Genomic DNA, 21115 nt, shown 5'->3' on the forward strand with positions numbered 1-21115 from the left:
AATCACTGCATGTGCTTGCCGATCTGCAATGACCTGACGGCATTGTTTTGTGTCATAAGCCCCGTCGGTATAGACTGAATCAATCTGCTCATCCAACGGGATTTGATCAAGTAAATCACCAAGTACCTGTGAATCACTTACATTGTTGGTCGTGAGCTGAACTGCCCGTATTTGTAGGGTTTTAGCATCTATACCAATATGGAGTTTACGCCATTGGCGACGATATTCAGGCTGATGTTTCTTACGTTTCCATTCACCTTCACCTAAAAACTTCAAGCCCGTGGAATCGACAATGAGCAATATATTGCGCAAGGCAGTCCATTGCAACTCTTCTCATAGCTAATTTGAATATCAATATGCTTTTGTCTTCTACAAAGCGTACTGTACGAATATCACTGATATTCGGGGCTGCTCATCCACAAAGGGTTAATCAGACTTTGAACAAAACCTGTGACCATGCGTAAAGACAATCGAAATAGGGATTTGATCATCAGACAGCACTGGATGGCAGTATCAGAATAGGTTTGTGCAACAAAGCCGTAATTAAATAATATAAATCAATGTTATATGCTGATTTTTTTTAAATTGACTAAAACAAATGAAGTTGTATGTTTTATTGCAATTAGATGACAACTTAAATTTTATACTGCATTTTTTTAAAAATGCTACCTCCCCATCTATAAATAAAGAAGTAGCGTTAAGTTTAGTTGTTGGGGAGTTTTAAGCCTGAAAGCCACGCTCGCATTGATGCAGGTTTCAGGGGTTTTTTCAGCAGCATAATATTGAGCTGTTTGAGACGCTCAGGGAGTTCTGGATCAGAATCTGCGGTAATCAAAGCCACTGGAGTTTCAGTTTGGCGATATTCCAAGATAAAATCTAAACCACGTTGTTCCTGATTTAAGTGCTGATCAATCAGCCAAATCTGAATGTTTTCCTGTTCAATAATACGCTTGGCTTCTTCAGGTTCTCTGGCTTTAAAGACCTGATGTCCCCATTTACTCAATAGCGCCTGCATCCCCTCAAGAATATTTTCGTCATTGTCTAAACATAAAATCTTATAGGCTGTATTTCTGAGCGGCATCATTTGAATCGGCGCTGCTGTAATTTTCGGCGCAGCAACAATAGGCGCTTCAATCATGAAGCACGAACCACGTTGTAAATGCGAATAGACATGTACGGGGTAGTTAAGTAGGCTGGTCATACGCTGCACAATTGCCAAGCCTAGTCCTAAACCTTGTTCGCCCCACGGTGAAGTATGTCCACAGCGTTCAAATTCCTGAAACAGTTTGATGCGTTGCTCCTCTGCAATGCCTGGCCCAGTATCCCAAACTCCAATACGGATATGATTGGGTTGTGATGCTGAACGTAAAACCCCAACCACGATTCGCCCTTTGGCTGTATAGCGCAGGGCATTACTGACAAAGTTTTGAATAATACGACGAATCCATTGTGGATCGGTGTCGATCCAGAACGTAGCATCATGGACATGAAACTCAATACCACGTTGAGCAGCAATCGACTTAAACTGTAGCTTCAAATCACTGAGCAGATCATGTAAAGGATAAGCCTGACGTTTTGGTTGAATCGTTCCACCTTCTAAACGTGCAATATCGAGTAGAGCAGACAACATACTTTCTGCACCATGCAAAGCACGGTCTAGTTGCTGAAGGGTCTGACGATCTTCCTCGGACTGAATACTTTGCTCAAGTGCCGTACTAAATAAGCGGGCTGCATGCATCGGTTGCAGCAAGTCATGGCTGGCTGCAGCAATAAAGCGACTCTTGGACATGTTTGCAGTATCGGCTTGTTCACGTGCGCGCTGCTGTTCTGACAGTGCATCTGCCAATTGTTGAGTACGTTCTTTCACACGAGCTTCAAGCACAGCTTCATTTTCACGGAATGCTGTAATATCAGCGAAAGTGGTGACGAATCCACCGCCCTCGATTGGATTACCACGCATTTGAATGACACGGCCATCTTTACGAATCCGTTCAAACTCATGGGCACTACCGACTTTCATCCAGTGAATCCGTTTGCGGACATGCTCTTCAATTGACCCTGGCCCACATTCACCACGTTCTGCGTTATAACGAATCAGGTCGGAAATCGGGCAACCAACATAAACAAGGTCTTTTGGATAATCAAAAAGCTTTAAGTATTGATTATTCCAAGCCACTAAACACATATTGTCATCGACCACACTGACCCCTTGAGTCATATGATCGATCATGGTCATCAGCAAATTTTGATTAAAGCGTTGCCATTGTGAAGCTTGGTCGAGAATGTTGGCAACCTGAGCGATGCCTAGACCATTGTTGGCCAGCGCCGTGGTGAGCAGGGTGCGTGCCGATGCAGCTCCAATCGTTCCTGCCAAATATTGTTCAGTGAAACGCCACCACATGCCATTGGCAATGCTATTGGTATTGAGTACTAAATAATTTTGATCACAAAACTGCTGAAAAGCATGTACGGTAGGGCCTTCACCTGTAATTCGTTTGGCAAGCGCCATTAAATCACTAATTTTTAGACGAGGGCTATCAGGATGGAAATAGCCCATTTCATGGTTTGAGTTTTGAGAAGGTAAGGGCTTGGTTTCATAGTAAAAGAAACTCTCAGCTTGAATCTGCTCTGCCACACTTGGACGATAGGCTTTGGAAACCCAAATATAGAGAATGGTATTTAGACCCAATGACCACATGACACCATGCGTGAGTGGTGCCAGTGATTCGAAGCCAAACAATGCTTCAGGACGTAAGCCATTAATTCCAAACAAGCCGCCATGTAGAATCTGGCTGCTCAATTCTGCATAACCATGCGGTAGGCTACGTAAAATGGTTGGAAACAATAAGGTATAAGCCCACATAATGAAGCCAACCAATAACCCTGCATAGACCCCTTGTTGGCTGCCTCCTCGCCAATACAGTCCACCAATTAAAGCAGGTGCGAACTGTGCAACAGCACTAAAAGCCAATAATCCAAAGACTGAAAGCTGGTTAATGTCATTAAAGTAATGGAAAAATAAGAACCCCATCAGCATGACTGCAACAATGCAAATGCGTCGAGTGGTCTTGAGCACCAAAGGTAAGCGTTGATCATGACGTGATAACAGATTAAAACGCCATAATGCGGGCATGATCAGGTCATTACTGAGCATGATGGAGAGTGCGACCGATGAAACCAGTAACATGCCTGTCGATGCCGAGAACCCACCAAGAAATGCCAAAATCGTTAGCCATTCATGGTTATAGCTCATCGGTAAACTAAGTACGGCTACATCTGGAATTTTAAGTAAATCGGGTTGTACATGCAGTGCCCAGCTGGCAATTGGGAAAATGGTCAGCGTGGTTAAAATCAGATACAAAGAAAACCATTTGCGAGCGCCACGAATATGTTTTTCATCACGCAGTTCAACTACAGCCACATGAAACTGCCGCGGTAAGCAAATAATGGCGAGAGCAGCCAGTAGCGTTTGCACCCAAAAGGTGTCGGGAACGCCACTGATTTGTACTTCATGGAACTGCTCTTGGATGTCCTTACTGATTTGGGTCAGGTTGTTGGGATCATTGGTGATAAAGAAAATTGCAACACAAAGTAACGCAAACAATTTTACAAATGATTCAAAGGCAACCGCCAACATCAGTCCACCATGTTGCTCAGTATTGGCCATTTGTCGTGTGCCGAATACCATGGACAGCATGGCTAAAATTGAAGTGAGCACCAGTACGGTATTTGTGGTGAGATGTAAGGCATTGTTTTCAGGAAGAATAACAGAAGTGCTTAATGCGATTGCACGCAGTTGTAAAGCCAGATAGGGAATAATCGCAATCACGGCAAGAACAGTGACCAAAGATGCAAGCGTGCCACTTTTACCATAACGTGCTGCAATAAAGTCAGCAATCGAGGCAATGGCATGATGTTGGCGGACTCGCCCGATTCGACGCCAAATATCATAGCCTAACCAAATGAATAACAGCGGTCCTAAGTAGATGGGTAAAAAGATAATTCCCTGACGGACGGCAGCGCCTGTAGCGCCATAAAATGTCCACGAAGAGCAATAGACACCCAGGGTTAGACTAAAGAGTAACATGCGTCCACGCGCACTTAGACGGCTGGCATATTTCTCTCCAAAGAAGGCACAGACAAACAAAATTAGAATGTAAAGGCTTAATACCCCAATGATTACCCAGTTATTCATATTGGCTGCTTGCAGATGATCTGTGCTTATCATACCCGAAGCTGAATGCTGAACGACAACCCCACTTAAAATTTTAGCGACCAAAGTCTAACTGACTAAAAGCCTTAAATATTGATACCGTTACAACACAGAAAAAACAATTAAAAATGCGACCAAGGCTGGTTGTACACATGGAGTAAGGTTATGGATGAGGTACAAGTAGAACGAATTCTACAAAATCCAAAATTCAAAGAAATGGTAAGCCGTAAAAGTAAATTGAGCTGGACATTGACCATTATTATGTTGATGATCTATGTCGGTTTCATGCTACTTGTCGGTTACAACAAAGAGTTCTTAATGAGTTCTTTTAGTGGTGGAGTAACGACTTGGGGGATTCCTCTTGGTCTCGGTATCATCGTCTTGTCTTTTGTTTTATGTGGTGTGTATTCGTACATCGCCAACAATTCATTTGACCAGTTGAGTTCAGAAGCCATGAAAGAAGTTGAAGCGATTACGCATCAAAGCAGCACTTCTTCTCAATCTAATGCAACTCACGGATGAGGACATGCGGATGAATTGGACTTCTCTAAAAACTAAAGCTCTGCTTGCATCAACAGCACTTTGTTCAACAGTTGCGATGGCAAGCCCGGATCTTGGTGCTACTGAACAACAGGCAACCAACTGGCACGCGATTATCATGTTCGTGATCTTTGTTGGTTTAACTTTGTTCATTACCAAATGGGCAGCAAAACAAACTACAAGTACCAAAGACTTCTATACCGCAGGTGGTGGTATCAGTGGTTTCCAAAATGGTTTGGCGATTGCGGGTGACTACATGTCAGCGGCGTCATTCCTCGGTATTTCTGCAATGGTGTTTAGCTCAGGTTTTGACGGTTTGCTGTACTCACTTGGTTTCATGGTGGGCTGGCCAATCGTATTGTTCCTAGTTGCTGAACGTCTACGTAACTTGGGTAAATACAACCTGTCTGACGTAGTATCTTTCCGCTTGGAAGAAAAACCAGTACGTACACTTGCTGCATTTAGTTCGTTGGTTGTTGTAGCGTTCTATCTGATTGCACAAATGGTGGGTGCAGGTCAGCTGATTAAACTTCTGTTCGGTCTAAACTATAACATTGCAGTTGTTGTCGTTGGCTTACTAATGATGGCTTATGTAATCTTCGGTGGCATGTTGGCAACAACTTGGGTACAGATCATTAAAGCGGTCATGTTACTGAGCGGTGCAACCTTCATGGCGTTCATGGTAATGAACTCTGTAGGTTTCAGCTTCAGCGAAATGTTTACGAAATCTATCCAGGTTTTTGGTGACGTACGTCATATCAGCTTTGAAGATGCATCTAAAATCATGGGGCCTGGTAAACTTGCAGCAAATCCGATTGATGCATTGTCTCTTGGCTTGGCATTGATGTTTGGTACAGCAGGTCTGCCACATATCTTGATGCGTTTCTTCACAGTAAAAGATGCGAAAGAAGCACGTAAGTCAGTAGTTGTTGCAACAGGTTTTATTGGTTACTTCTACCTATTAACTTTCATTATCGGTTTTGGTGCGATCTTGTTCGTATCGAACAACCCTCAATTCCTTGATGCTGCAAAAATGGCAATGACTGGCAAATTGGAATTGATTGGTGGTAACAACATGGCAGCTGTGCATCTAAGTGATGCTGTAGGCGGCGACATGTTCATGGGCTTTATTTCAGCAGTCGCATTCGCAACGATTCTTGCAGTAGTTGCTGGTTTGACACTCTCTGGTGCATCTGCGATTTCTCATGACTTGTATGCAAACGTGTTCAAAAAAGGTCAAACAACACCTGAATCTGAACTTCGTATGTCAAAAATTGCAACACTTGGTCTTGCAATCTTTGCGATGATCTTGGGTATCTTGTTTGAAAAACAAAACGTTGCATTCATGGTAGGTTTGGCATTCTCTGTTGCTTCTTGTGCAAACTTCCCAGTACTCGTATTGTCAATGTTCTGGAAAGGCTTAACCACTCGTGGTGCGGTAATTGGTGGCGTTGTTGGCTTGGCAACAGCAGTGATTATGATTGTATTGTCTAAAGCAGTTTGGGTAGATACGCTTAAAATCGCTGAGACTCCAGTTAACCCATTGAATGGTCCAGCAATCATTGCAATGCCATTATCATTCCTTTGCTGCTGGTTCTTCTCTGTAACAGACAAGTCAGCGCGTGCAGAAAAAGAACGTAAAGCATTCGACGCTCAATATGTTCGCTCAATGACAGGGATTGGCGCATCAGGTGCATCTGATCACTAATCTGTAAGTTGAAATAAAAAAGCTCCGTCAGGGGCTTTTTTAATGTCTAAATAATACACAAATTAGGCAATGTGCTTCATCAATAAAAAATGCTAGAATAGCGCGCCTATCTTCTTTAGCTATCTATAGTTGTTTCTCATGACTACCAATACCCAAATTACTGAAGATCGTATCCTGATTTTGGATTTCGGTTCGCAATATAGCCAATTGATTGCACGTCGTGTACGTGAAGCAGGCGTATATTCTGAAATGTATGCGTTTGATATGTCTGAGGAAGACATTCGTGCATTTAAACCCAACGGCATTATCTTGTCAGGTGGTCCTGAAAGTGTTCATGAAGAAGGTAGTCCACGTGCACCTCAAGTTGTGTTTGAACTGGGTGTTCCTGTTCTTGGCATTTGCTATGGTTTACAAACCATGTCTGAACAGTTGGGTGGTAAAGTTGAACCAGGTACTGTTCATGAATTTGGTTATGCTGAAGTTGATATTTTAGTTCGTGACCAGTTGATTGGTCACTTACAAGATAAAGAAAACCAATTGCATGTGTGGATGAGCCACGGTGACAAAGTCAGTGCGATTCCAGAAGGTTTTACCGTTACAGCAAGCACACCAAGCTGTCCTTTTGCAGCAGTAAGCGATGAAACACGTCGTTTCTATGGTGTACAGTTCCATCCTGAAGTGACACACACTGCAAAAGGTGCGGAACTTCTTTCTAACTTTGTACATAAAATCTGTGGTTGCCGTGGTCTTTGGACACCAGAACACATTATCGACTTACGCGTAGAACAACTTCGCGCACAAATTGGTGATGAAAAAGTTCTTCTTGGTTTGTCTGGCGGCGTTGACTCATCTGTTGTTGCTGCGCTTTTACATAAAGCGATTGGTGACCAGTTGACTTGCGTATTTGTAGACAATGGCTTGCTTCGTTTAAACGAAGGCGATCAAGTGATGCAAATGTTTGCTGACAACATGGGGATCCGTGTGATCCGTGCAGATGCTGAAGAGCGTTTCTTGACAGCGTTGGCAGGTGAAGTTGATCCTGAGAAAAAACGTAAAATCATTGGTCGTGAATTCATCGAAGTATTTGCCGAAGAAGCACGTAAACTTGATGGCGTGAAATTCTTGGCACAAGGGACAATTTACCCTGACGTGATCGAATCTGCTGCAAGCAAACAAGGTAAAGCACACGTGATTAAATCACATCATAACGTGGGTGGTTTACCAGAAGATTTAGCATTTGACTTGGTTGAGCCATTACGTGACTTGTTCAAAGATGAAGTGCGTAAATTGGGTACAACTTTAGGCTTGCCACACAGCATGATCTACCGTCATCCATTCCCAGGTCCAGGTTTGGGCGTGCGTATTTTGGGTGAAGTGAAAAAAGAATATGCCGATATTCTTCGCCTTGCAGATGACATCTTTATGCAAGAACTTCGCGACAGCGGTTGGTACGATAAAACTGCGCAAGCATTTGCAGTATTCCAACCTGTGAAATCTGTAGGTGTGGTTGGTGATGGTCGCCGTTATGCATGGGTTGTTGCACTTCGCGCTGTTGAAACAGTTGACTTTATGACAGCTCGTTTTGCTCACTTGCCATATGAGTTGGTGGACAAAATCTCTACGCGTATCATGAATGAAATCAAAGATGTATCACGTGTTGTTTATGACGTGTCATCTAAACCACCTGCAACAATTGAATGGGAGTAAAATCGGGATTTCAAAATGCAACGCATTTTGCCGATTTTACGCCAAAGGCTATGCCTGCGGCAGGAGGGATTTCAAGAAGTGAAACTTCTTGCCTGAATTACGCCAAGAGCTGTGCTCGCAGCAGTTGGGATTTCAAAATGCAACGCATTTTGCCGATTTTACGCCAAAGGCTATGCCTGCGGCAGAATAGAAAGTTTTGAGAAGAAGGACGCGTAAGCGTCCTTCTTTATGGATGATATGATTTATTCTTTGATTCTTAAAATAAAAAAAGCTGGCATTAACGCCAGCAGATGAAAGATATTTAATTTAAATCACAAAACTCACAGGCACTTTTAGATTATTAATGGCTGTGTAAATTTCAGAAATACTCTGACAAACAATCAATTTAGCGCGATGTTGTGGTGGCAAGAAACCTTCCTGCACCGCATGGTCAAGCTGAGCAATCAGGGCGTTATAAAAACCATTGACGTTATATAAAATCATCGGTTTCTGATGTTGATCGAGCTGCCCCCAAGTGGCAATTTCTAAAATTTCTTCAAATGTACCTAAACCACCAGGTAGCGCAATAAAGGCGCTGGCACGCTCAGCCATCATCGCTTTACGTTCATGCATTGTTTCAACAACATGCAGTTCAGTCAGTTGGTCATGCGCAGATTCATAATCCAGCATAAATTCAGGGATGACACCAACGACTTCACCACCATGTTCAAGTACAGTATCTGCAACCTGACCCATTAAACCAATACTGGCGCCACCATAAACGATGCCAAAACCATGTTGTGCTAAGCCTTGAGCCAACTGAATGGCACTTTCTAAATAAATAGCTTTATTACCCACACGAGAACCACAGTACAGTGCAATAAGAGCTTGGGTTGTTTTTACTTTTAAATCTTTATTCATATCGACGACACTATTCATCTTTTCTTCTCACCTTATCACGTTTTCTCAATTTAGATTAAGCAAGAAATATGACAATTGTATGCGAAAGCTATTGTATTTTTAGCGTATTTTGTAAATCTTCTGGCTGTTTTGAATCTTGAAAGATCATTTGCAAAGAAATGCAGATAAAAACACAAAATTGCTGAAAAACTCTCGCGAAAAGTGGATAAAAAATGATGAATTTCTAAAAAATCTTGCCTATACTGAAAATTCGATTCACAACATATAGATCAACATGGGTAGTGGTTGTAGGCACTCGAACAATTTTTTAATCATTCAAACTTCGGACTGCATTTCAGTTCCATTTTTCTTTTTGACTCAAGTTCACTGTTCAGTCAAAGCTTTCTTCGGGGAGTGTGATCAATGATTTTCGAATGGATGTCTGATCCCTCTGCATGGGTAGGTTTGGCAACATTGGTCATTCTTGAGGTCGTCCTCGGGATTGATAACTTAGTTTTTATTGCTGTTTTGTCAGAAAAGTTGCCTCCAGAGCAACGTGGTAAAGCACGAGTGATTGGCTTAATGCTAGCACTGTGTATGCGTATGGTGTTGTTGGCATCCATTGCTTGGATTGTTACTTTAGATGAACCTTTATTTCATATTTTAGGGCATCCGTTCTCAGGACATAACCTGATCTTGTTGTTTGGTGGTGTGTTTTTATTATTTAAAGGCACGATGGAACTTCATGAACGGATTGAAGGCAAACAACATCTAAAAGAAGAAAACCCTGTGCATGCCGCATTTTGGGTGGTGATTGCTCAGATTGTGGTGCTTGATGCGGTATTCTCACTCGACAGTGTGATTACCGCGGTCGGAATGGTGAAGCATCTTTCCGTCATGATGATTGCCGTAGTGATTGCTGTTGGTGTCATGCTTTGGGCATCGAAGCCACTCATGGACTTTGTCAATAAACATCCAACCGTCGTGATTTTATGTTTGGGCTTCTTGATGATGATTGGTTTCTCTTTGGTGGTGGAAGGCTTTAATTTCCATATTCCAAAAGGTTACTTATATGCCGCGATCGGTTTCTCAGTATTAATTGAAGCAATTAATCAAGTGACACGTCGTAATCAAGAGCGAACAGTGACTACGACCGATTTACGTTATCGGACGGCTTCTGCTGTGATGCGGATGTTAGGAAGCAAGTCCAATTCAAATAACAATGAAACCGCATCCGATCATCAGGATGTATTGGCAACACATGCTTTTGCTGAAGAAATGTTTGATGATCAAAATAGCGCTTATCACAGTGTGATGGTTCAGGGCGTATTAGGTTTGGCAGAACGTCCTGTGAAGTCTGTCATGACCCCACGTCCTGAACTGGAGTGGGTGGATTTGGACGATAGTCCAGAGCGTATTAAAGAACGTCTGACTCAAATGACGCATTCGCGTTTAGTGTTCGCACATGGCGAGTTGGACAATTTGGCGGGTATTGCGTTAACCCATAAAATTTTGAATGAGTACATCGAAACAGGCAAACTCAACTTTACCGATCATTTACGTGAGCCAATGATTGTGCATGAAAATGCGCATGTTTTGATGGTCATGGAACAATTGCGCCAAGCGCCTTTGCAAATGGCGATTGTCCTCAATGAATATGGTTCGATTGAAGGGATTGTCACTCCAATTGATATTTTAGAAGCCATTGCGGGTGAGTTCCCAGACGAAGACGAAATGCAGGCTGCTGCTGAAAGTCTCGAAGATGGTTCATTGATGATTGATGGTTCAACCGATATTCGTCATATTTCCTTATTGCTTGGGCGTGACTTGGTCGATGAAAGTGAAGAATACTCAACACTTTCGGGGTATCTGTTGTTGCATTTGGGACGTTTGCCTGAAAATGGCGATGTGGTTGAAGCCGATGGTTATAGCTTTGAAATCGTGACGATGGATGGGCATAAAATCGAAAAAGTACATATCGTGCCAAAAGCTCAACCTGAAGAAACATCTTAAGTCTGATTTTGCTAAAATAGCCCTTTAACATGAGGGCTATTTTTATGAGCGAACAAACATGCCCGTGTGGTTATGGCGAATATGCCACCTGTTGCCAACCTTTACATCAAGGGCAGACAGCAGCACAAAGCGCAGCGCAGCTCATGCGCTCACGTTACAGTGCATTTGCCAAACATCAGATTGATTATATTGTCAAAACAACAGCTTTAGGTCAGCAACAGCAGCTTGACCGTGCTGCCTTGGATGCATGGAGTCGACATAATCAGTGGCAACAACTGGAAATTATCAATAGCCTGCCCAAAGTCGATAAAACCCACGCCATGGTGGAATTCAAAGCGTATTATTTCAATGGTCAGGAACAGCAAATCCACCATGAAAAATCCTATTTTGTCTTTCATGCCGAACAGTGGTTTTTCCTTGACCCGACTCTTGAGCAAAGTCCAAGCATGAAGCAAGCGTGTATCTGTGGCTCAGGCAAAAAATTTAAACATTGTTGTGCAGCTTTTCTTTAATATGTACGCCTGTTTAAGTGGTTAAAAGGTTTCGGAAATGTTGCTTACGGTTATTTATATTATTGCGATTACCGCCGAAGCTATGACGGGAGCATTGTCTGCGGGCAGACGTAGTATGGACTGGTTTGGGGTGATTCTGATCGCCTGCGTCACTGCATTGGGTGGCGGGTCTGTCCGTGATGTCTTGTTGGGGCATTATCCCTTGGGTTGGGTAAAACATCCTGAATATTTGGTATTGACCTGCTGTGCAGCATTGCTCACGATTTTTATTGCCAAATGGATGAAACATCTTCGTTCTGTATTCTTATTGCTTGATGCACTTGGCTTAATTGCCTTTACCATTATTGGTTGTCAGATTGCCATTCAGATGGGGCATGGCTTTGTGGTCGCCTCTGTTGCAGGTGTTTTAACAGGTGTATCTGGTGGTATTTTAAGGGATATTTTATGTAATGATATTCCGTTGGTATTCCGCCGTGAGCTTTACGCCAGTATTTCTTTTGTCGCTGTTGTGTGTTATTGGCTGTGTAATATCCTCAACTTGACACTGGAAACCACCATTGTCATTACCCTGATTTTTGGTTTCAGCCTACGGGTTATTGCCATTTATTTTGGTCTGGAAATGCCAAAATTCATTTATAAAGAAGATGATGGACACTCAGCATCATCAATTGATGAATAAAGTATTGTTTAGATCAGTTTTATGTTTTTTGAATCACTTATTGCTTAATTTGAGAACAGCTTATGGATCTGGTATCTCGTGTACAACGCTTACCGATAGGTCGCTTTCACTATAATTTGCTTGGGATTGTCGGTTTGGGGTGGATGTTCGATGCGATGGATACAGGCATCATCGCATTTATTATGACCAAACTGGTGCATGACTGGGGGCTGACCCCTACAGAAAGTGGCTGGATTGTCAGTATTGGTTTTGTCGGTATGGCAATTGGTGCGGTCTTTTCAGGCGCATTGGCCGATCGTTTTGGTCGTAAGAATGTCTTTGCTAGCACCATGGTGCTTTATAGTATTGCCACAGCCTTGTGTGCTTTTGCGCCGAATCTCACGGTACTTTTAGTCTGCCGCTTTTTGGTCGGTTTAGGACTTGGCGGTCAGCTTCCAGTTGCCGTGACGTTAGTTAGTGAATATATTCCTGCACAGGTACGTGGTCGTTTTATTGTTCTTCTAGAAAGCTTTTGGGGACTGGGTTGGCTAGTTGCAGCACTGGTGTCCTATTTTCTGATTCCACATTTTGGCTGGCATATTGCCTTTTTGATTGGCGGTTTACCGTTGTTTTATGTCTGGGTTGTTTTAACCAAAGTCCCTGAATCTGTTCCGTATTTGATTAATCGTAATCGAATTGTAGAAGCACATCAGCTCATTCAGAAGTTGGAACAGCAGGTAGGGGTTGAGGTGATTCAAGAGATTGAGGTATTGCCTGTTGCTCATCAACAGAAAGTATCCTTTCAACAATTGTGGCAAAAACCGTTTGTGCGCCGTACCTTAATGCTGTGGTTGATTTGGTTTGGAATCGTATTTTCCTACTACGGTATCTTTACGTGGTTGCCGAGTCTGTTAGTCAAGCAAGGCTATGATATTGTGAAATCTTTTGAATATGTTTTATTCATGATTTTGGCACAACTGCCTGGTTATATCGTGGCATCGTGGTTGGTTGAAAAACTGGGACGTAAAGCGACCCTCGCAGGTTTTATCGGACTCTGTGCGGTGTCAGCCTACTTCTTTGGACAGTCCAGTAGTGACAACAGCATTATGTTTTGGGGTTGCCTAATGTCATTCTTCAACTTGGGGGCATGGGGTGTTTTATACACTTATACGCCTGAGCAATATCCAACTAATATTCGGGCATTTGGTTCAGGTTGGGCAGCAGCAGTTGGACGAATTGGTGGTATTGTTGCCCCAATGGTGGTGACAAGCTTAATGGTTGCACCAGATGCTTTTCATCATGTCTTTATGATGTTTACTGTGGTGTTACTGGCAGTTGCAGCCGTGATCGTCATTCTTGGGGAAGAAACTCAAGGTAAAACGCTCGAATCAATCGGATTATAAGAATGAGTCGAGTGGAACGTAATGATGTGCTTCAGCATGTCGTTACATTTCATATTTGATTCAAATTCAGATAAAGCGTAGAAAAAAACAACGAGATCAAAGGGTTTTATTTACGTTTAGCTTACGATCTTGTTAAATAGCAATATTCACATTTTTATTCATCTTAGCTCTCAGATAGGTTCAATATTTTTATGACCAATCTTGCGCATCATGCGACAGAAAACCGCTCCGTAGCAGAGTTTACCGAACAAGCCTACTTAAATTATGCCATGTACGTGATTATGGATCGTGCATTGCCACATATCAGTGATGGTTTAAAACCTGTACAGCGTCGTATCGTGTATGCCATGAGTGAGCTAGGCTTGAAGCATAGTGGTAAACCGAAAAAGTCCGCACGTACTGTGGGGGATGTCCTCGGTAAATACCATCCGCATGGTGATTCGGCATGTTATGAAGCCATGGTGTTGATGGCACAGCCATTTAGTTATCGTTATCCGTTTATTGAAGGACAAGGTAACTGGGGTTCACCCGATGATCCGAAGTCTTTCGCTGCCATGCGTTATACCGAAGCCAAATTATCGCAGTTTAGTGAATTACTCCTGTCTGAACTTGGGCAGGGCACGTGTGACTGGCAGGACAACTTTGATGGCTCGCTCAAAGAGCCAATTAATCTGCCTGCACGTGTACCGAATATTTTGCTCAATGGTACGACAGGGATTGCGGTGGGGATGGCAACCGACATTCCACCCCACAATTTGCGTGAGGTGATTAAAGGCACCATTGCCCTGATTCGTAACCCGAATTTGAGCGATGAAAAAGTTGCCGAATATATTCCAGGTCCTGATCTGCCAACTAAAGCCGAAATTATTACCCCACCAGATGAATTATTAAAAATCCAAACTTCTGGTCGTGGCAGTTATCGTATGCGTGCTGTGTATACGATTGAAAAAAATGAAATCGTGATCACTGATTTGCCGTATCAGGTGTCGGGTTCAAAAGTGGTCACACAAATCGCTGACCAGATGCTGGCGAAAAAATTACCTTTGGTGTCCGACATTCGTGATGAATCGGATCACCAAAACCCAACCCGTTTGGTGATTGTGCTGCGCTCAAACCGTGTCGATGCTGAACAGGTGATGAGCCATTTGTTTGCAACGACAGATCTGGAATCAAGCTATCGGGTCAATTTAAACATGATCGGGGCGGATGGTCGTCCACAGGTCAAATCGATTCGTAAAATCCTGTTGGAATGGATCGAAATCCGTAAAGCAACCGTGACACGCCGTTTGCAATATCATCTGAATAAAATCGAAAAGCGCCTGCATATTTTGGCTGGCTTGCTGCTTGCATATTTAGATATTGATACCGTCATTCAAATTATTCGTGATGCTGATCAGCCGAAAGTAGCGCTCATGGAGCAGCTCAATGTCGATGAAATTCAGGCCGAAGCCATTCTCGAACTGAAATTACGTCAATTGGCCAAACTTGAAGAAATGCAAATTCGCCAAGAGCAGGATGAACTTTCTGCCAAAGCGGCGATTATTCGAGAGCAATTGGCGAATCCTGAGTCATTGAAAAACCTCGTGATTAATGAACTGAAGGATGATGCGAAAAAATTTGGTGATGAGCGCCGTTCTGCCATTGTGCAACGTGCCGAAGCGGTGCAAATTAAAGAACAAGACTTGATGCCTGCCGAAGCAGTTACAGTGGTCTTGTCAGAAGCAGGTTGGATTCGTGCTGCAAAAGGTGCAGAGGTCGATGCAGAAAAGCTGAATTACCGCGCAGGCGATCAGTACTTAAGTCATGCTGTCGGTAAGAGCAATCAGCGGGTTTATATTCTCGATCAGACAGGGCGTAGTTATGCTTTGCCAATCAATGGCTTGCCATCGGCACGGGGTTTGGGTGATCCGTTAAGCTCAAAACTTGCCCCTGCTAATGGGGTTGCATTTACGCAAGTCTTGATTGCGGATGATCAGCAAGAGATATTGGCTGCAAGCAATGCAGGCTATGGATTTAAAACCCAAGCCCACGCACTCGATACCAATGCCAAAGCAGGTAAGGCTTTCTTGACAGTTCCTGATCAGGCACAAGTTTTGCCACTCATGGACATTCAACAAAACAGTCATGTTGCTTTGCTAAGCTCAGCAGGGCGCGTCCTGATTGTTGACTTACAAGAGTTACCTGTTTTAAACAAAGGTAAAGGAAATAAACTGATACAACTTCAAGACAATGAAATTGTTGTAGATATGCAATTATTAAATTTATCTGATGTACTTCAGGTCGTTGCGGGACAACAACAATTGAAACTCAAAGGCGATGACTTACAAAAATATCTTGGAAAACGTGGCACAAAAGGGCAACTTCTACCACGTGGTTATCAAAAAGCAAATAAACTCATAGTTCAGACATTGATCTAGTAAGCCAATTTTGAAATACGTTATATATGCTATTGTGGAAGCAAAAGCGCGTTGGGCATAACAAACTCAACAATCAGCCGCATAGCATACAACGCGATCAGATAGGATTATAGATTGGAGATTAAAAGCATTATGGAAAAAATTTGGATTGATGAATACAAAAAAACTGGTATTCCCGAAGTAGTTGAATTGCCATCCGAAAATACTTCCTTAATTGATATTTTTGAACGTAATTTTCAAAAATACGGTTCTCGAGATGCTTTTATTTTCATGGATAAAACCATTTCTTATGCCGATGTTGATCGTGAAAGTAAGAAATTTGCCTGCTATTTACAAAGCTTAGGCTTGGCGAAAGGCTCACGCGTTGCAGTGATGATGCCGAACGTCTTCCAATACCCGATTGTCAGTTTAGGGATTTTCCGTGCAGGATTGATTTTGGTCAATGTCAATCCACTGTATACTGCACGCGAACTTGAACATCAGCTCAATGATGCTGGTGCAGAAGTTTTGGTGATTATTGAAAACTTTGCTTCGGTTTATCAAAAAATTATTGGTCATACGCCAGTCAAACATGTCGTTGTGGCATCGGTTGGCGATATGTTGGGACTCGTGAAAGGTAACTTGGTCAACTTTGTTTTACGTAAAGTGCGTAAACAAATTCCTGACTGGGATATTCCAGGTCATGTACGTTTCAATACGGCATTGCATAAAGTCAGCCCAAGTCAATATAAGCGTCCCATGGTAACCATGAGCGATACGGCTGTATTACAATATACAGGTGGTACAACAGGGGTGTCGAAAGGCGCTGAACTGACGCATCGCAACCTGATTGCCAATATGCTGCAATGTGACACCATGTTCCAGAGTAAATTTGGCAAAGATTCGCAAGAAGTTGAGCGCTTGGTCTGTGCTTTGCCGCTTTATCATATCTTTGCGTTTACTGTATGTGAACTTTATGGGATGTATAAAGGGTTCAGTAACTTACTGATTCCAAATCCACGTGATTTGCCTGCACTGACCAAAGAGCTATCTAAGTTTAAACCTACGATTTTCCCTGCGGTAAATACGCTATTTAATGCTCTAGTGCATAATGATGGTTTCGGTCAGCTTGATCATAGCCAAATGAAACTGGCGCTTGGTGGCGGTATGGCAGTGTTGCCATCGACTGCGGAAGCGTGGAAAAAGCTGACAGGAATTATTATTCATGAAGGGTATGGTTTGTCAGAAACCTCTCCTGTAGCAACCTTTAACCCACCTGCATCTTCAGAATTCAGTGGTACCATCGGGATTCCATTACCTGCAACAGAAGTGGCTATTTTAGATGATGATAGCAATCACGTTGCATTAGGGGAACAAGGTGAAATCTCGATTCGTGGCCCACAGGTCATGAAGGGCTATTGGAACCGTCCTGATGAAACGGCAAAAACCATGACAGCAGATGGTTTTTTCCGTACAGGGGACATCGGTATCATGAATGATCGCGGTTTTATTAAAATCGTGGATCGTAAAAAAGACATGATTTTGGTATCAGGTTTTAACGTTTATCCTGCTGAAATTGAGGAAGTTGTTGCCAAGCATCCAAAAGTTTTGGAAGTTGCGGCGATTGGTGTAGCGGATGAAAAATCGGGTGAAGTGCCAAAACTCTTTGTCGTGAAGAAAGATCCAAGTCTAACCACAGAAGAGTTATTGGCTTATGCAAAAGACAATTTAACAGGTTACAAACGTCCACGTTATGTGGAATTTATGGATGAATTGCCAAAATCTAATGTTGGTAAAATCTTGCGTAAAGACTTGCGTAATAAAACCAAATAGCGCATTTTCCTGTTGAAAATAAGGCCGAAATTTCGGTCTTATTTTTTGGATTGCAGCATGAATTTGTCTAAATAAGGACGTGCCATATAAATAATAATCAGGAAAGGCAACATTCCCAACATTTGTAAGCGTAGATTTTTAAGCTGTAATGTTCCAAAGGTCAGATAATTATCAATCACACAATATAACGCTGTTAAAATGAGCCAGAGCCAAAGCGACCAACGTTTAATGCCAACTGCATAAAAGGCAACGGTAAGCATGATCAATGTGCCGAGCGTTGATTGCCATGTCATATTGGCGCAAATCGTGGTAATCAGTAAGGACATGATCGGTAGAACAATTTTGAGAATGCGATCAACACGTTTTTGGGCGAGGGCTTGTTGAGAGAGAGCATCTAACAGAGTTTGTTGATCTTGATCGACCATTCGTGTGTCCACATTTGCATAATAGAAAGCACTATATTTAACAGAAAAAATCATAGAAAAGCCATGCTATGATGTGGACTTGTTTAATTTCAATAAGAGAAAACATTCATGCAAAGCATAAGCGGGATTATTTATCTAATTTTGACTGCATGTTTATTGCCTTATGTATTTGCCTTTATTGCTAAAGCCGCAGGTGGATATAAATTAAAAGATAATCAGAATCCACGTGAATTTTTAGCCAAAACCACAGGATTAGCCGCGAGAGCCAATGCCGCTCAGCAAAATAGCTTTGAAAGTTTACCGTTATTTTTAACCTCAGTTCTTATGGCTGAATATATGGTGATGAATCAGGGCATGATCATGACTTTAGGGATCGCTTATATTGTTCTGCGTGTTTTGTATGGTATTTGCTATTTGGCAAACTGGGCAACGCTACGTTCAATTATCTGGTTTTTTTCGATGGTTTGTCCGATTTTATTGTTGATATTTACCATTCGTCTACTGTAAGCCTGTTGAATATTTTTCCCATCAAATCATGTGCCATGTATAATTGTGCGCATGATAAAACTTGAGTTCTATGCTCAATTTTTTCAATTTGTTTCTATTTAAAGAGTATTGTCATGAGCTACAACAATATCCCTGCTGGTAAAGATGCACCAAATGATATCTATGTGATCATTGAAATCCCAGCAAATGCTGCACCAATTAAGTACGAAATCGACAAAGATTCAGATGCATTGTTTGTAGACCGTTTCATGGGTACAGCAATGTTCTACCCAGCAAACTATGGTTATGTGCCAAATACCTTGTCTGAAGATGGCGATCCATTAGACGTATTGGTGGTAACTCCACATCCAGTGGCTGCAGGTTCTGTGATTCGTTGCCGTCCTGTTGGTAAATTGAACATGGAAGATGACGGTGGTATCGATGCAAAATTGATCGCTGTACCACACGACAAATTGTCTCCTTTGTACAAAGACATTCAAGAATATACAGATCTTCCAAAATTATTGATCAGCCAAGTTGAGCATTTCTTTGCACACTACAAAGATTTAGAGCCTGGTAAATGGGTTAAAATCTCAGGTTGGGAAGGTGCAGATGTTGCAAAAGCTGAAGTTGTGAAAGCGATTGAAGCGGCTAAAAAATAAGTGATTTCTGCTCATTATGATGAGCACATTGATTTTATTTTGCTGCATAAAAAAACCTACACTTCAAAGTGTAGGTTTTTGTTTTCTAGATCATCAAAGATGATTAGAAGAATTTAACAGGAATGTCTAGGAAGATACGAGTTTCGTTGGTATCAGGCATATATCCGCTATAAGCATCACTATTACGATAGATAGATTCACGTAAACGTAAATTTACGCCTTTAGCAAAGCCAGATTGAACTGTGTATTTAATTTGGTTAAAGAATTCGCTTTCTTTGGCATTTTGCGTGGTTGCAGTATTGATATCCCAACCATATACATAAGCTGTTGTAAATGATAAGCCAGGAACACCAAATGCACCTAGGTCAACATTATATTGAGCTTGTACAGACTTCTCACCACGACCATTAAAGTCTGAAAGGTATGAGTTTGGCAAATAGATACTTTGGAAACCGTCTGCATTTTCCCCATAAGCATAGTTTGTATTACCTGTACTTTGTTGGTAAGCCAACATTACGCTATGTGGACCTTTGTTATAAGTTGTAGAGAACGCCCAAATGTTGTTTGAACGATCTGAAAGATCAACATTCGGTTTTGCTGAAGATACTGATGCATCTTTATCCCACTTAGTATGGTAACCACTTAGGTCATAAGTCAGTGAGCTATCAGTACTTAAAGGTTGTTTAAAGTTTACATCTACGTAATGGCGAGTTAGCTTATCTTTGCTGTCTAAACCATAGTACGAACCACTCAATTGGTCATTAAATTTGTATTTTGTACCCCAAACATAGGCACGTTTTAAATTACTTTGGTCAGTTGCAATTTGATCAGACATTTGGTCTTTAGTGAATTTACCTGCGATCACTTCTAGATTTTTGATTTCATGGCTCGTGATCAATGTGCCCGTAAAGTATTCTGGAACATTACGTGCGGTATTACTTGCAAGTACTGGGATATCAAGAACTTGTGTACCATAAGTTACAGTTGTATTTGAAACACGTGCTTTAACATAAGCGCCACCACGTGCCCATTGATCGTAGGTGTTGCCATTTGAGTCACGAGGAACCATACCATTGCCAGAATGTTTGTTGTCGCCGAGTTTTACAGAGTAATCACCAACAACACCAACAGCAACACCGACAGTACCTTGAGTAAAGCCTGACTCAGCATTTAGCATCGCAGATTGAACGGTAGAGCGAGTATCGTAAACGCCAGCAGCTTCGTCTTTAACAATCCCTTTTTTATCACGATCGATAAAACCAGTACGGAATAAAACCGATGCGCTTGCACCTTCAACAAAGCCTTGAGCTTCGCTTTGTTCACTTGCATATGCGGAAGAGATTAAAGTTGCCTGAATTAAAACTGCTAAGGTTAGCTTCTGTGCTTTTAGCATTGGTTTCCCCTAAAAATAAATAAACTGTTCTTTCGAGTTGATACAGAAAGTTACAAAGTGTTCTTAATCTATAATAAAAATATCATCGGTATCAACATTATTTAACGACTTTTTCACTAAAGTTTCATATGGGTTTAATATATCTCTATTTTTAAAATAAAAATTCAGAATATTTTAAGTTAAATCAGCACATCAATATTTGTAAATGATATTTGTTTTTCATTTAAAGTGAATAAAATGATTAATTTAAATATAAATAATATGAATTTAATTTAAATCAGAAAGAA

Annotated in this window: 15 protein-coding genes and 1 pseudogene; 11 read left to right on the top strand and 5 right to left on the bottom strand. The window is 41.8% G+C overall.

What is annotated here, in order from left to right; translation table 11 throughout:
- Both GBN19_RS00005 and GBN19_RS00010 read right to left on the bottom strand, forming a co-directional pair.
- A pseudogene (locus GBN19_RS00005) lies at positions 1–527 on the bottom strand (IS5 family transposase); the annotation flags it as partial.
- A 176-nt stretch (positions 528–703) separates the two neighbouring features.
- Positions 704–4195: a hybrid sensor histidine kinase/response regulator gene (locus GBN19_RS00010; protein WP_151709239.1), complete on the bottom strand. Its 3492-nt coding sequence runs from the start codon at positions 4193–4195 to the stop codon at positions 704–706.
- A 183-nt stretch (positions 4196–4378) separates the two neighbouring features.
- Here GBN19_RS00010 and GBN19_RS00015 point away from each other — a divergent pair, with 183 nt between their 5' ends.
- The 3 genes from GBN19_RS00015 to guaA all read left to right on the top strand — a co-directional run bounded on the left by GBN19_RS00015 (position 4379) and on the right by guaA (position 8168).
- Positions 4379–4735, top strand: a complete 357-nt coding sequence (locus GBN19_RS00015) for a DUF485 domain-containing protein (RefSeq protein ID WP_151776728.1) — start codon at positions 4379–4381, stop codon at positions 4733–4735.
- A 10-nt stretch (positions 4736–4745) separates the two neighbouring features.
- Positions 4746–6461 (top strand): cation acetate symporter, encoded by a 1716-nt coding sequence (locus GBN19_RS00020; protein ID WP_151776729.1) that lies wholly within the window; start codon positions 4746–4748, stop codon positions 6459–6461.
- Positions 6462–6599: 138 nt separating this feature from the next.
- On the top strand, positions 6600–8168 hold the full coding sequence (gene guaA / locus GBN19_RS00025) for a glutamine-hydrolyzing GMP synthase (RefSeq protein ID WP_151709242.1): 1569 nt from the start codon (positions 6600–6602) through the stop codon (positions 8166–8168).
- A 306-nt stretch (positions 8169–8474) separates the two neighbouring features.
- On the opposite strand, the gene GBN19_RS00030 is transcribed toward guaA, so the two are convergent.
- A complete protein-coding gene (locus GBN19_RS00030; RefSeq protein WP_151776730.1) occupies positions 8475–9086 on the bottom strand; it encodes an LOG family protein in 612 nt (203 codons plus the stop codon).
- Between the two features lie 384 nt (positions 9087–9470).
- Between GBN19_RS00030 and GBN19_RS00035 the strand changes: the two genes are divergently transcribed.
- The 6 genes from GBN19_RS00035 (at position 9471) to GBN19_RS00060 (ending at position 17862) form a co-directional block, all read left to right on the top strand.
- Positions 9471–11060, top strand: coding sequence for a TerC family protein (locus GBN19_RS00035; protein ID WP_151776731.1), 1590 nt, complete (start codon positions 9471–9473; stop codon positions 11058–11060).
- 44 nt (positions 11061–11104) lie between these two features.
- Positions 11105–11572, top strand: a complete 468-nt coding sequence (locus GBN19_RS00040) for a YchJ family protein (RefSeq protein WP_151709245.1) — start codon at positions 11105–11107, stop codon at positions 11570–11572.
- Positions 11573–11609: 37 nt separating this feature from the next.
- Positions 11610–12251 (top strand): trimeric intracellular cation channel family protein, encoded by a 642-nt coding sequence (locus GBN19_RS00045; protein ID WP_151709246.1) that lies wholly within the window; start codon positions 11610–11612, stop codon positions 12249–12251.
- Between the two features lie 62 nt (positions 12252–12313).
- Positions 12314–13633 (top strand): niacin transporter NiaP, encoded by a 1320-nt coding sequence (gene niaP, locus GBN19_RS00050; RefSeq protein WP_151776732.1) that lies wholly within the window; start codon positions 12314–12316, stop codon positions 13631–13633.
- A gap of 191 nt (positions 13634–13824) precedes the next feature.
- Positions 13825–16050, top strand: a complete 2226-nt coding sequence (parC, locus tag GBN19_RS00055; RefSeq protein ID WP_151776733.1) for a DNA topoisomerase IV subunit A — start codon at positions 13825–13827, stop codon at positions 16048–16050.
- 132 nt (positions 16051–16182) lie between these two features.
- Positions 16183–17862, top strand: a complete 1680-nt coding sequence (locus GBN19_RS00060) for an AMP-binding protein (protein ID WP_151776734.1) — start codon at positions 16183–16185, stop codon at positions 17860–17862.
- 38 nt (positions 17863–17900) lie between these two features.
- On the opposite strand, the gene GBN19_RS00065 is transcribed toward GBN19_RS00060, so the two are convergent.
- Positions 17901–18287: a hypothetical protein gene (locus GBN19_RS00065; protein ID WP_151709250.1), complete on the bottom strand. Its 387-nt coding sequence runs from the start codon at positions 18285–18287 to the stop codon at positions 17901–17903.
- A gap of 108 nt (positions 18288–18395) precedes the next feature.
- On the opposite strand from GBN19_RS00065, the gene GBN19_RS00070 reads away from it, so the two are divergent.
- On the top strand, positions 18396–18794 hold the full coding sequence (locus GBN19_RS00070) for an MAPEG family protein (RefSeq protein WP_151709251.1): 399 nt from the start codon (positions 18396–18398) through the stop codon (positions 18792–18794).
- 113 nt (positions 18795–18907) lie between these two features.
- Positions 18908–19435, top strand: a complete 528-nt coding sequence (gene ppa, locus GBN19_RS00075; protein WP_151776735.1) for an inorganic diphosphatase — start codon at positions 18908–18910, stop codon at positions 19433–19435.
- Positions 19436–19538: 103 nt separating this feature from the next.
- Here the strand turns inward: ppa and GBN19_RS00080 are convergent, their stop codons facing one another.
- Positions 19539–20828, bottom strand: a complete 1290-nt coding sequence (locus GBN19_RS00080; RefSeq protein WP_151776736.1) for an OprD family outer membrane porin — start codon at positions 20826–20828, stop codon at positions 19539–19541.
- Positions 20829–21115 lie beyond the last annotated feature (287 nt).

Origin of the sequence: Acinetobacter brisouii, from assembly GCF_008993995.1 — a bacterium.
In the GTDB taxonomy this organism is placed as follows: domain Bacteria; phylum Pseudomonadota; class Gammaproteobacteria; order Pseudomonadales; family Moraxellaceae; genus Acinetobacter; species Acinetobacter brisouii_A.